Source organism: Flagellimonas sp. CMM7 (assembly GCF_021390195.1).
Lineage (GTDB): Bacteria > Bacteroidota > Bacteroidia > Flavobacteriales > Flavobacteriaceae > Flagellimonas.
The window spans coordinates 3,422,846-3,436,371 of sequence record NZ_CP090003.1; the positions used below are offsets into that span (position 1 = coordinate 3,422,846).

General features: G+C 37.2%; 9 protein-coding genes. 5 read left to right on the plus strand and 4 right to left on the minus strand.

From position 1 onward, the window contains the following. Window positions 1-230 precede the first annotated feature (230 nt). The 3 genes from LV704_RS15380 to LV704_RS15390 are packed head-to-tail and all read left to right on the plus strand — an operon-like array spanning window position 231 to window position 6,171. A complete protein-coding gene (locus tag LV704_RS15380) occupies window positions 231-1,475 on the plus strand; it encodes a M14 family metallopeptidase (protein WP_233782064.1) in 1,245 nt (414 codons plus the stop codon). Between the two features lie 27 nt (window positions 1,476-1,502). After that, window positions 1,503-4,736: a SusC/RagA family TonB-linked outer membrane protein gene (locus LV704_RS15385; RefSeq protein ID WP_163422872.1), complete on the plus strand. Its 3,234-nt coding sequence runs from the start codon at window positions 1,503-1,505 to the stop codon at window positions 4,734-4,736. Window positions 4,737-4,749: 13 nt separating this feature from the next. Then, complete coding sequence (locus LV704_RS15390; RefSeq protein WP_163422871.1) at window positions 4,750-6,171, plus strand: SusD/RagB family nutrient-binding outer membrane lipoprotein; 1,422 nt, start codon at window positions 4,750-4,752, stop codon at window positions 6,169-6,171. A 110-nt stretch (window positions 6,172-6,281) separates the two neighbouring features. Here the strand turns inward: LV704_RS15390 and LV704_RS15395 are convergent, their stop codons facing one another. From LV704_RS15395 to LV704_RS15405, 3 genes are read right to left on the minus strand one after another with little or no spacing between them, the layout of a single operon-like run. Beyond that, window positions 6,282-7,865: an amidohydrolase family protein gene (locus tag LV704_RS15395; RefSeq protein ID WP_163422870.1), complete on the minus strand. Its 1,584-nt coding sequence runs from the start codon at window positions 7,863-7,865 to the stop codon at window positions 6,282-6,284. Window positions 7,866-7,913: 48 nt separating this feature from the next. Continuing rightward, entirely contained in the window at window positions 7,914-8,786 is an 873-nt protein-coding gene (locus LV704_RS15400) for an aminotransferase class IV (protein ID WP_163422869.1), read from the minus strand. Between the two features lie 26 nt (window positions 8,787-8,812). Continuing rightward, a complete protein-coding gene (locus LV704_RS15405) occupies window positions 8,813-9,808 on the minus strand; it encodes a hypothetical protein (protein ID WP_163422868.1) in 996 nt (331 codons plus the stop codon). Between the two features lie 106 nt (window positions 9,809-9,914). On the opposite strand from LV704_RS15405, the gene LV704_RS15410 reads away from it, so the two are divergent. Next, window positions 9,915-11,417, plus strand: a complete 1,503-nt coding sequence (locus tag LV704_RS15410; protein WP_163422867.1) for a PLP-dependent aminotransferase family protein — start codon at window positions 9,915-9,917, stop codon at window positions 11,415-11,417. 572 nt (window positions 11,418-11,989) lie between these two features. Then, window positions 11,990-12,958 carry a thioredoxin-disulfide reductase gene (gene trxB / locus LV704_RS15415; protein WP_163422866.1) on the plus strand — a complete coding sequence of 323 codons (969 nt, stop codon included), beginning with the start codon at window positions 11,990-11,992 and terminating at the stop codon, window positions 12,956-12,958. 77 nt (window positions 12,959-13,035) lie between these two features. Here the strand turns inward: trxB and LV704_RS15420 are convergent, their stop codons facing one another. Then, window positions 13,036-13,482, minus strand: a complete 447-nt coding sequence (locus LV704_RS15420) for a hypothetical protein (RefSeq protein WP_163422865.1) — start codon at window positions 13,480-13,482, stop codon at window positions 13,036-13,038. Window positions 13,483-13,526: the final 44 nt, after the last annotated feature.

Sequence of the window (13,526 nt, forward strand, 5' to 3'; positions counted from 1 at the left end):
AAAGATAGGTTGTTCTTTTACACTTTGGGTATGATTTGATAATAGGCCATAAGGCTTTAATAGATTACCATATATTTTATTCAAAAAATAGTAAGAGTATATCGGGACTTACGTTATCCGATAAAACTGAAAGAATTGGTATGCCTTCAAATGGAAAATTGGTTTGTTGCTGGCACATAAATTTAACTTTATTTTATGATAACTAACTAACCTCAAAACCTCAGAAATCCATGGTGAGCCTCATGCGATTTTCACATTCTATTTTGGTAATATGCCTTATTACCTGCACAGTTTCATGCACTGGCTCGCGAATCATAAAATTTCCAAATAAAGTTGATACCAAGGACAAACCAATAGTCCTGCAGCATAAACAGGTTGAATTTGTAACTGATGTTGGAGTTTATGTTAGTAATGACTTTCCAGGCGCTAGACTTAATAACATAAGTGTTAAAAATGATAGTACTTTAATATTGAGGATTCAACCCGAAAATGAACCCATAAACAACAGTGCCTATTTCGCTTTTAAGACTTGGACTAGTAATGAAAGGGATATTTATTTTCAATTTAGCTACCCTAAAGGATATAAACACAGATATATTCCAAAGTATGAAACGGCAAATAGGGGATGGGTACAAGTGGATTCTACGGTATTTTTCATAAAGGATACTATTGCTACATTAAAATTTAGAGTTTTAAAAGACACTACTCTTATAGCGGCCCAAGAGGTGCGGACATCTCAAGATGTCAAGGATTGGTACACAGGGCTTACTAAAAAAAATGCACCTACAACGCGACTGAAAAGTATTGGAAAAACTCATTTGGGAAGGGATATTCCAATGATGGATATCTATAAAGGGTCTGCAACGAACAAAGATATTATAGTATTACTGACTCGTCAACATCCACCCGAAGTGACCGGATATTTTGCTTTTCAAAGTTTTTTGGAAACTATTTTGCAAAGCGGAAAACTTACAGATGCTTTTCTTGAAAAATACAGAGTCATAGCTTTTCCATTAATGAATCCAGATGGTGTAGATCTTGGACATTGGCGCCATAATGCTGGTGGTGTGGATCTTAATAGAGATTGGGGAAGATATAGACAACCAGAAGTGTCAGCGGTAACCAATCGGATAGAAAATATTGTTAAAGAACAAGAAGTTAAAGTGTTATTAGGAGTGGATTTTCACTCCACTTGGCACGATGTGTTCTATACCAATGTGGAGCGGGAACATACAAATCTACCAAATTTTGTTTCAGACTGGTTTACCCAGCTAGAAGCAAACATTCCAAATTACAAGGTGAATGAGAAAAGCGCAATAAGCACTAAACCTGTATCGAAAGGCTGGTTTCTAAAACGTTTCAATGCAGTCGGAATTACATACGAAATTGGTGATGAGACACCAAGAGATTTTATAACACTAAAAGGAAAAATATCTGCCCATGAAATGATGAAATTACTAACAAACAGCAACTAAATAAATAACTATCTAATTACTAAATTTATGAGAAAATCATTCTTAACGTTTTTACTGGCATGTTTTACAGTAGGAATTGGGTATTCCCAAGTTTCGATTTCCGGTACGGTCTCAGATGAGACCGGTCCATTACCTGGAGCATCGGTTTTTGTCAAAGGGACTACCAATGGAACTACAACAGACTTTGATGGAAATTATACTATCGAAGCTAATCAAGGGGAAACATTGGTTGTTTCTTTTATTGGTTATAGGACTGAAGAGCGAATTATTGGTTCGGAGACTTCAATGAGTTTTGTGTTGCAACCAGATGCAGAAAGCTTGTCAGAAGTAGTGGTAACTGCATTGGGTTTTGTGGAACAACGAGATAAGTTGGCATCTACTTACTCAAAGATTGACGCAGATAAACTGGTACAGCCAGTTGAAAACAAAATTATTGACGGTATTGCCGGTAAGGCAGCTGGTGTAACCATTAATGCAACTTCGGGTGATCCTGGTGCTGGTTCTAACATTCAAATTAGGGGAACAAGCTCATTGAGTGGTTCAAGTCAACCCTTAATTGTTGTAGACGGTATTCCATTGAACAATGACAATTTAGCGGGTTCTGGTGATGATGATCAATCTGCAGGGGTATCACAGCAATCTAGGTTAAATGACATCAACCCTGAAGATATTGAGTCTTTTCAAGTATTTAAAGGAGCCTCTGCTGGTGCATTGTACGGGTCAAGAGCCTTAAACGGTGTAATTGTAATTACAACAAAAAAGGGTAAAGCAGGTAAGTTTAATGTAAATTACTCTACGGGTGTTTCTATTGATCAAATTTCATATGAACACCCACTACAGACCACCTTTGGTCAAGGTAATGGCGGTAGTTTTAGCCCTACCGCGCAACGGTCTTGGGGAGATAGAATTTCTGAAAGAGCTGGTGGAGCGGATGACGTTGATACTTCTGGTGAATTTTTTGAGTCCTTGACTACAGGCAATATTATTTATCCTATCACTCAAAAGAATTCTAGAGAAGTATTCACTAACAGAAACTTTGATCAGGTTTTTCAAACAGGTATTACTTATGATAATAAAGTTTCGGTGAGTAGTGGTAACGAAAAAGGAACGTACTATATAAGTGCTGCCCATGTAAATCAGGAAGGAATTATTAAAAGTAGTTTTTATAAAAAGACAAACTTCACTGTTAATCTTACTCAAAACTTAACAGATAAGTTACGAACCAATTTCAAGGCCAATTATGTGCATACAGGCTCCAATAGAACACAACAAGGTTCCAACACGGCAGGTTTGTATTTAGGACTTCTGCGTACTCCTGCAGATTTTGACCAAACGGATTACATAGGGAATTACAACAGTAGTTCAGGTGCTATAACACAAAATAGACATAGAGGCTATAGAAGGTATTTGGGGAATAGTGATAATGTCATCTACAACAACCCGCTTTGGACGGTTAATGAACAGGAAAGTACCGCTAAAGTAAATAGATTAATTGGTACAGGTGAGGTTGCATATCAATGGAATGATAATATTAGCACCATTGTAAGAGGTGGGGTTGATTTTTATGTAGATACAAGAGTTTACTTTTTCCCGTATTATACAGCAGGTTCTGCAAGAAGATTTGGACTTTTAAATGATGAGACCATTAATAACGAGGAGTATAATGGAGATTTAATAACAAATTTCAATTATGCACTAAGTAAAAATTTAAATACCAATGTAATTGTTGGCTTTGGTATTAATGATAGAAGACGTAAGCGAATTTTTACTGAAGCGGATAACTTCATTGCTAATTTTAGAAGCCCGCTTGATGCAGCTGAACTATCTGCCAAAGAAAATATAGGTTCGGAAACTACGAGAACCAGTAGAAGAAATATTCGGTTCTATGGTACTGCAAATTTTGATTACGCAGACCAGTTGATTTTGCAACTTGGTGGGGCATTTGAAAAGCATTCTGTATTGCCGGCGTCGGATAATGGATTCTTTTATCCTAGTGCAGAATTGGGATGGACCTTTACAAAGGCATTAAAAGATTCAGGTCCGTTATCGTTTGGTAAAGTTAGATTAGCATATGGTCAAGTGGCAAATGTACCAATTGCACATAGGGAACAAACAGTTTTCGAAGTAGGAACATTCTCAAGTTTCTCTGATCAAATTGCGTTGGAGAATTTTGGAGGAGGGTTTCAACTAGATGAACGTTTGGGAAATTCAAACTTAAAACCTGAAATCAAGACTGAATATGAAGTAGGTTTGGATTTACGATTCTTAAGAAACAGATTGGCCTTATCGACCACATACTATACCAATAAAACAGAGGATGTTTTATTAGACCTTGCTTTGGTTCCGTCACTTGGGTTTGACGAGATATATGCCAATGGCGCCACTATAGAAAATGATGGGCTTGAGATTGAATTACGATATGATTTTCTTAGAAAAGAAGATTGGAAAGGTTCCATTTCATTAAACTATAGCACTAACGAGAATATCGTGAGAGGTGTAGATGGTAATGGAGAATTTATCCAAGAATTCTCTGAAGGTACCTCTATTGAATCCGTAGCGATTGATGGCGAACCACTTGGAGTGTTGTACACTCAAGGTGCCTTAAGAAATGATGATGGAAGTTTGATTTTGGATGCAAATGGTTTCCCACAAGTAGATACCGGTGGAAACTTGATTGTTGGAGATCCCAATCCAGATTGGAGAGGTGGTCTACAGTTTGGGCTGTCGTATAAGAATTTGTCATTGGCAGCATCATTTGATACCAGTCAAGGAAATGATTTAGCACAACGAACCCGTTTTATTTTGTCCTTCTTTGGAACACATGCAGATGTAGGTAAAACGATTACGCTATCAGAAGATTTAGTGAACTTTGATGGAGATGTAATCCCAGCTGGCTCCGTGGTCAGAGGAAACGTTGGCAACTTTGGCGGAGGCAATGTATTGCTGGATGAGGAATACTACACCTCCTTATATGGCTTTGGAGATGGGAAACTAAATGAATTTGCGGTAGAAGATGGTAGCTGGACCCGACTTAGGGAACTATCACTGTCATACAGACTGGATTCTGAAAACTTTAAAAAGGCGACTGGTTTAAGTTCGGTAGAATTTACTGCTTCTGGTCGTAACTTGATTATCTGGACAGATGTTGTGGGTATTGACCCTGATGTTAATCAGTTTGGAGTTGGTAGAGCACGTGGTTTGGATTATTTCTCCAATCCTGGTGCAAGAACATATGCTTTTGGAATCAATTTTAATTTTTAATACGTAGGAAATTATGAAATCTATATATAAAATTATTTTATCATTGATTTTTCTAACCTCAGCATCTGGCTGTGATGATTATTTAGATGTAAATGATAATCCAAATCAACTAGTAGAAGTTCCTTCTGGAGATTTATTGCTAGCAGGAACATTATTGGCAAATGCCCAAGTACAACAAGGGCAGTTGGCTAGAACAAGTATGTACTATACAGGGGGCTTAATAGGTTTGCAGTTAGTACAACAGACCTTGTACAACTATGATTATACTCCTGGTGATTCTAATGCTGTTTGGGGACATCTTTACAACGGAATATTAGTCCAAAACAAAGAAATTCGCAGAATTTCTCCAGATGTTGGACTTTTACAAGGAATAATAGACGTTAATGAAGCTTTGGCCGTAGGTACAGCTACATCACTTTTTGGAGACATACCATATTCAACGGCCACACCTGATAATCCTGGAGTCGGATCAGAAGATCCTACCTTAGATGGGCAGGCTGAAATATATGCTGCCTTGCAAACGTTGCTTGACGGTGCAATTCCAAAATTGCAAAATGGTTCAACTACAAGCGTAACCAATAGTCAAGACAATTATTTTGGAGGAGATGCGGCTAGTTGGGTGGCCGCCGCTTATACTTTAAAAGCACGCTACTTTTTACAGACAAAACAATATGCACAGGCATTGGCCAATGTTGTAAATGGAATTAATAGTAGTGTGGGCACAATGTCCTACAATCCAATTGGAGATGTTCCCGGAAATAGTAACATCTTGTTCAATTTTGTAAACAGTAGTAGAGCCGGAGATATGACAGGGGATGGTGCATTTTACAGAGATCTGATGGATCCAGATAATGCGGGGAGCAGAAATAATGCAAAAACGGATGAAACCGCACGTAGAAACTATTCATACATAAGTGGAGACGGAAATCAGGCCGGCGGTATAGATGACGCCACTATTGCCATGAAGTTGGTAAGTTTTGAAGAAAACCTGCTTATTTGGGCGGAATGCTTGATAAGAGCAAATGACGACGTACAAGGTGCTATAGATAAATTAAACGAGCTAAGAGCTTATTTGGATACCGGTGCGTCCTTCAATCTTATAAATGGAGATGAGACTTTTAGCTACGAGCCATATGTACTCGCTGACTTTGAAGCTGGAGGTATGGAAAATCCAGATAATATTGGTACGGATAGAGCAGTTTTACGGGAGATTATTGAAGAGCGTTACGTTACAGGTTTTAGTACATATATGCCTTTCAATGATGTAAGAAGGCTTCGTACTGAGACAGATTTAATAGTGCCTTTTCCTTTGAATAATGCAACAACTACAGTTAACCCACAGCGTTTTCTGTATGCACAGGAAGAGATTAACAATAACAGTAATCTTCCAAATCCAATTCCGGATTTGTTTACGCCGACACCTGTTAATCAGTGAGAAAGATTAGTAGTTAGTTTTGAGTTAGCTTAGTTTTCTCATGCTAAAAGGGATGCAATTTGCATCCCTTTTTTCTTTTTTATGAACAATAGCAAAGATTAATTTTTAATCTATTTAACTACCTTTTTTCTCAACACTTTCCCTGCTTTTATGCCGTTGAACTTTGATTGGTCTATTGAGATTTGTCCATTGACCAATACAAAATGAATACCTTCCGGATATTGATGAGGTGCTTCATACGTTGCTTTGTCAATTACGGTATCTGGGTTAAAAACAACAATATCCGCTTTCATATTTTCTTTAATCAACCCTCTATCGGTTAACCCAAGAGAAGCAGCAGGCAATTTTGTCATTTTGTAGATTGCTTCTGGTAGTGTTATGATTGACTTTTCTCTCACATAATACCTCAATACCCGTGGAAATGTCCCATACCATCTTGGGTGAGGGTGGCCTTGCCCTGGTTTCACCAATCTACCATCAGATGCAATCATGGTTTGGGGGTGTTTCATGATGCGTTCCACATCTTCTTCATGCATGGCATGATAGATGCAAGATGCTCCTCCATTCACCTGAGCTTCGATAACCAAATCAGCACCATTTTCAAGAGTTGGCTCAAGCCCTCTTAATTCGCACCAATACTCCAAAGTTTTTCCTTCCAATTCTTTCATCCACTTTACTTTGGCAAATTGAATGCGTGTCAAGTCATTACCACCTCTATCATTAAGGATATTAAAAATTATTCCAGCTTTAATACTATCCCTGAGCTGTGCATTTTTAACTCTTTCTTTAAAAGCTTCCGTTCCACCTGCTCTTGCCCAACTAGGAATGAGCACAGAAATTCCGGTATGACTTGCACTGTAGGGATATTGGTCAATTTTAATGTCCAAACCTGCCGTTCTAGCTGAATCTACCATGGCGAGGGTAACCGAGCTTTTCCCCCACATGGGTTTTCCTATCGCTTTATGGTGCGTAAGTATCACGGGGATATCAGCCTTTTCTGATATACTGATTGCTTCTGCAACTGCGTCAAAAAGCCCTAAACCTTCTTCTCTAAGATGTGAAGTGTAAATACCGCCCATGGAGGAAGCTACTTTCGATAATTCTATTACTTCATCCACTTCAGAAAAAGCTCCGGGCAAATACTTTAACCCTGTTGATATGCCATAGGCACCATCATCCATTGCCTGCTTTACCTGCGCTTTCATTTCTTGCAATTCTTCTGCCGTTGGAGCCCTGTTTTCTAGCGCCATCACATTTTCTCTAATTCTGTTATGACCCACTAAATAGGCTACATTCATTCCCACTCCAATTTGGGATAGTGTATCCATAAAAGATTTCATTGGCCATGGACTACCTCCATCGGGACCACCTAAAGCTGTAGTAACCCCTTGTCTAATATGGCTTTCGCAATCTGAAAGAGTTAGTATAGGGTCTAAATGAGCATGCATATCTATAAAACCGGGAGCCACGGCCATACCTTTTGCATTGATTATTCTAGTGGCACTAAATTTTGATAAATCACCAATGCTTGCAATGGTTGAATCTTTAATAGCGATATCTGCATTGATGGGGGCATTGCCAGACCCATCATAAACTTCTCCATTAAGAATTAGGATATCATATTGTTGTTTGTCAGCACAACTCAACAAAATACTTGCTGCTAAAACCAGTTGAATGATTACTTTGCTTTTCATATACTTGTGTTTATTTGGAAATTCCTGTGATATTATTAAAAAACAATGTTAAGTGCTTATGGTATTTTCTTGGTGCTTCTTCTTTAATGCTAAAAAGGCCTTTTGCAATTTCTTGGTAATGGGGCCAATGCTATCGTCAAGACTATAAAAATGATCGTCAATCTTTCCTATTGAAGCAATCTGAGTCGTTGTACCGCTCAAGAAAGCTTCATCCATAGTAGCCAAATCTTCCTTCAAAATAGGTTCTTCCCTAAACTCTATTTTTAAATTTTCGCATAACTGTATTACAATTTGCCTGGTAATACCATCCAAAATGTAGGTATCTGCAGGGTGGGTATAAACAACTTCATTTTTTACAAAAAAGACATTGCAATGAGATGCTTCTGTTACCCTCCCATCTCTTATAAAAATAGATTCGTACATTCCTTGCTCTGCAGCTTGATCATTTGCCATTACGTTTCCTAAGAGTGAGGTCGCTTTTATATCACACCTATGCCATCTGTTGTCTTCCGTAGTAATTGTTGCAATACTCTTTTGGTTGATATCTGGTAATGTAAATGGTGTGGCATACATGATAACTGTTGGTGTGGCGGTTTTGGGAAATGCATGTTTTCTAACAGCGACACCTCTTGTAACCTGAATATAAACCAAACAATCTTTACCTTTTAATTTAGATGAAATGAGTAATCTCTCAATCTCTTTGGGCAGGGTGGATACATCAAAATCCAAGTTTATTTTTTTAAGACAACCTACTAGTCTATCCAAATGTTCTTTGCCGTAAAAAAAACGCCCCCCAATTTGAACCATTACTTCATAAATCCCATCACCAAACAAAAAGCCCCTATCAAAAACTGATATTTGGGCTTCTTGGTGCGGAACTATTTTTCCATTTATATATACCTTTTCGGGATAATTGGCCATTTTATGAATTGTTATTACTTTCTATTTTAGTTTAGATATCCAGGAACACCTATTGTTGCCATTGTATGCAAGCCAGGAGGCGCTTTCAAAATACTCTTCACCGAGTTTATTGTAATGGCGCAGGTGGCTATATCACCATTTATGCCCGTATCTATTTCGGAAGTGAAAGATGGCACTCCCTTTACTGTAATCTTATCATAAGATCTTGGCTCACCAACAGCAGCTTTAAAATTCATTTCTATTTTGCAGCCACCATTTTGATACCCATAAGAAATCTGTTGAACTCCACGGGCGTTTCCCTTTTGTATCTCCATAGATGATGTTTTTATATCACTTTCGGCAATTACTGGATTAAGGTCCTCTGTAACCTTATCCAATTCAAAACCTAGACTTTTGGCAAGGAAATATACGGATTCTTTAAGTCCAACATGCCTAAGAGTACCTTCTGCTTCTTTAGTTTTAAATGTTTTTAGGTCTAATCCTGCTCCAATTTTTTTCTTAAAAGGAATCCGTCTAGGTGTTGCATCCTGAATTCGCTCGACCAAAATACTGTCTATATTCTTACATACAGAACTAAGTACGGATGGGAGGTAGTCCATTAAAAACCCTGGGTTTATCCCTGTTCCAAGACACGCAATTTTGTGTTTTTTACAAATTGCTTCAATGTTTTTGCTAGATTCTGGATTCTCTTCCCAAGGGAAAGAAAGCTCTTCACAAGTAGAAACTATTGGGATTCCATGTTTAGCTACTTCCTCAATCTGAGCTTCTAATTTTTTTATACTTGAAACCGTGGTGATTATAGCAACATCTGGTTTTTCTTTAAGTTTTTGCAGTGCATTTTCAACAGAATTATCGATTAAAACGCTTGATGGAGTGTCACTGATGAGCTTTCCAAAATCGGTGCCTTCCAATTGTTTGTTTATATCTACTGCAGCTGTTGTACAAATACTTTCTTTTTCAGAAATGTACCTACCAATTTGTTGCCCTAAAGGCCCCAATCCAATTTGGATTACTGTAATCATATTTAGTTAAATATTTAATTTTTAGTTATTTATAAAGTGCCAATCAATATTATAAAATGTTTTTCTACCTTTCCCATACCAATTTTTTTTTCAATACATTTCAATTTTGAAGACCAAACTCAACAGCTTACTAATTTCCCATGGATTCAGTTCTGGTAATGGAGGGTTAAGCCTCTATATGAAGCTATCCAATTCTTTTATAAGTGCGATCAACAAAAAAAAACTGGTTAAGGGATATCAACTACCCCCAACACGATTATTGGCCAAGGATATGGGCTTGTCACGAAGCACTGTGATAAAAGCTTATGAGATACTTTGTTTAGAGAATTATATCTATGCGGTACAAGGTTCCGGGTATTATGTGAATGATATAAAGGACAAGAAAATAAAGTATAGCGTAAGAACCCATAAACAAACTACAAAGTATCCTGAAGTTTCTGAACGGGCAAAACATTTTAGCTCGGGTATTACCTTAATGAATAGAGGGCATAGTAAGGGTATAGCATTTAGACCTGGTTTACCCCCATTAGATGTTTTTCCTGTAAGACAGTGGCAAAACTTGACCAATAACTATTGGAGGGATATTAGATATTCCGATATGTCTTACAGCCATACCCTTGGTTTGGATTGTCTGCGGAGAAACATAGCTGACTATTTAAAAATGTATAGGAATATACAATGCGATTATTCTCAGATCATAATAGTTACAGGATCACTTCATTCCTTGTCCATTATTGGCGACTTACTATTAAATAAAAAAGATGAAGTAGTGGTAGAGAATCCAACATATGCTAATGCTCTGGCCACTTTTAAAAGTTTAAAAGCTAAGATTATCCCAGCGGAAATTGATTCTGAAGGCTTGTCCTTGGATAGTCTAAGTCATATTAAACTAAAACGGGGGAAACTTATTTTCACCACGCCATCCAACCAATATCCAACAGGAGTTCAAATGAGTCTTAAAAGAAGACTTGAACTTTTGGATTGGGCACAGGAAAACAACATGATTATTGTGGAAGATGATTACGATAATGAATTTAGCAATTGGGAAAGTCCTATCACGTCAATATTCGGTTTAGATAACGGGAACAGGGTTTTTTATCAAGGTACCTTTAATAAAATCTTGCACCCCTCTATACGATTAGGATACTTAATTGCCCCACCGCATTATGTAGGCAGTATTAAAGCAATTTTTGAACAATCATTAAGATTTATATCTCCCGTTACGCAAAAGGTAATGTCAGATTTTATAGAAAAGGATTACCTAAATCAGCATTTAAGAAAAGTTGTACAGGTGGTGAATGAACGGAAACAATTTTTTGTTGATCATTTTAAAAATGTTTTTGATGACAGTATAGAGATTCAACCTGCAAATCAAGGCCTTCATCTTATGGCAAAACTTCCTGATGATATGTGCGATATTGAAGTCTCTAAAATGTTGATTGGGAAAGAGATCATGTCCTTTCCCTATAGCAAGTACTTCATCAAAAATAAGAGAGAAAAAGGCTTGGTAATGGGCTTTTCATCAGTTAGCACTCCCATTATCAAACAAAAACTGGAAAAAATGGCGAGAGCCTATGGCGATTATAAATGTAAGTATAACCAAATCTAGAAAGTACAACCTGTATTTTTCACTCCAATAAAAAGTTTGTGAAGGAGGTTTCTGATTCTTTGCATTTGAATTCAAAAGTCCACTAATACATTCCTTAAAATTTAGTTAGGTTGATCCAAAATGTATATCTGTTAATGGATATTGCCCATTGATTAATTGTAGCATCACTTAAAAATAATTCAATACTAAGTTTACCAAAATTAGTAGTCAAAACTTTTATAGTATAGACTTCCAAGAAGAAGATATAAGGTAATAGGTAATATAGTGTTCTCTATCCAAGTTTCTTTTTTAGAAGAGGTCTCCGTTGCGCCAAGGGGTTTTGAGGTTGAGCTCCTTGGTTGTAACGGTTTTATAATTACCATTACCTTTTTTGAAGTTAGGCACTTAAAAAAGAAAGGTATTCTTTTCAGTTTCCCCACATCAATACTACTCAAATAAAAAACACTAAGTGGCTAGTTTAGCGCAGATATAGGTTTTCATAACTATTCATATTAAATAGAGATGACCATTATGTAAGTTTCTATACAAAAAACCTACTTTTGTATAAGTAATTATACAGGAAGATTTTTGTTATGTCAGAACAAATAGAAAGAATAAAAACATTGATTATTGGATCCGGCCCTGCTGGATATACTGCTGCAATTTATGCAGCAAGAGCAGATTTAAAACCTGTAATGTACACTGGTATGGAACCTGGTGGGCAATTGACCACTACAACGGAAGTGGATAACTTTCCAGGGTATCCTGAAGGTATAGATGGACCAACTATGATGGTTCAGTTACAACAGCAGGCTGAAAGGTTTGGAACAGAGGTAAGGATTGGTATGGTTACAGCAGTTGATTTTAGTGATGAATTAGGTGGGATTCATAAAGTAACGGTTGATGACAGTAAATTGATTGAAGCAGAGACGGTAATTATTTCTACCGGGGCTTCTGCAAAATACCTGAACATTCCTAGCGAGCAACGTTTAAGAGGTGGTGGTGTTTCTGCATGTGCTGTTTGCGATGGTTTCTTTTATAAGGGACAAGAAGTAGCCATAGTCGGTGCTGGTGATACGGCTGCTGAGGAAGCTTCCTACTTGGCTAATATTTGTAAAAAAGTTACCATGTTAGTTCGTAAGGACCATATGAGGGCTTCCAAAGCCATGCAACATAGGGTAAATAGTTTGGAGAATATCGAAGTTCGATACAATACTGAGGTTGATGAAGTTCTTGGTGAGCAAGTGGTTGAAGGTCTTAGAATGGTGAATAATCAGACAGGAGAAAAAGAAGATATTGAGATTACGGGACTTTTTATTGCAATTGGTCACAAACCAAACACCGATATATTTAAAGGACAGTTAGATATGGATGAAACCGGGTACGTTATTACCGAGGGAAAATCCACTAGGACCAATAAGCCAGGCGTTTTTGCAAGTGGTGATGTTCAGGATAAAGAATACAGACAGGCCGTGACAGCTGCTGGCACAGGATGTATGGCAGCCTTGGATGCAGAACGTTATCTTGCCTCAATTGAGAGCAAAGAAGCAGTGGTTTCTTAGGATTACGATAGCATTTAAAAAAATAAAAAAAGGCACCTTAAATAGGCGCCTTTTTTATTAGGGTGCTAATTCAATAGTTAATCTATGCGTTTGTAATTTTCAGCTGAGGTTCTGTTACCCTCATCATCTAAAGTTATTTGGCTAAAAAAGTTATCTTTTAAATCAAGTTCAAAAGTGAAGTTCCTCATAGTATCTAAAGCTTTCATCATGGAATCATCGCCATATTCTATAACTTCAATTAGCGAGTTTTCTGTTATTTTATAGGAACCATAACCAAATCTCCCATTTGGATCATCTGGAACATATCTTGTCCACATAATTTTTCCTTTAGAATACATTTTCACCTGTCTATATCCATCAGATTTCTCAATGGTATCTGTGATGTCCTGCCCATCATAACTATAAAAACTTTGAAGTTCCCAAGCGCCTTCAATGGTATGCATTGTATTGGGTTTTGGAGACGTGAGTGTCGTTGCAGAAACAAATATTAACATTAGCAAAATCAATCCGAGTAATTTTTTCATATTCTTGATTTTTAGGGTTAAAAAAGGTCAACCCTTTAATTTAC

What these genes read in the sequence shown, in the direction of transcription:
- LV704_RS15380 (WP_233782064.1), top strand. Translation starts at nt 231, where the DNA reads ATGGTGAGCCTCATGCGATTTTCACATTCTATTTTGGTAATATGCCTT.
- LV704_RS15385 (WP_163422872.1), top strand. Translation starts at nt 1,503, where the DNA reads ATGAGAAAATCATTCTTAACGTTTTTACTGGCATGTTTTACAGTAGGA.
- LV704_RS15390 (WP_163422871.1), top strand. Translation starts at nt 4,750, where the DNA reads ATGAAATCTATATATAAAATTATTTTATCATTGATTTTTCTAACCTCA.
- LV704_RS15395 (WP_163422870.1), bottom strand. Translation starts at nt 7,865, where the DNA reads ATGAAAAGCAAAGTAATCATTCAACTGGTTTTAGCAGCAAGTATTTTG.
- LV704_RS15400 (WP_163422869.1), bottom strand. Translation starts at nt 8,786, where the DNA reads ATGGCCAATTATCCCGAAAAGGTATATATAAATGGAAAAATAGTTCCG.
- LV704_RS15405 (WP_163422868.1), bottom strand. Translation starts at nt 9,808, where the DNA reads ATGATTACAGTAATCCAAATTGGATTGGGGCCTTTAGGGCAACAAATT.
- trxB (WP_163422866.1), top strand. Translation starts at nt 11,990, where the DNA reads ATGTCAGAACAAATAGAAAGAATAAAAACATTGATTATTGGATCCGGC.
- LV704_RS15420 (WP_163422865.1), bottom strand. Translation starts at nt 13,482, where the DNA reads ATGAAAAAATTACTCGGATTGATTTTGCTAATGTTAATATTTGTTTCT.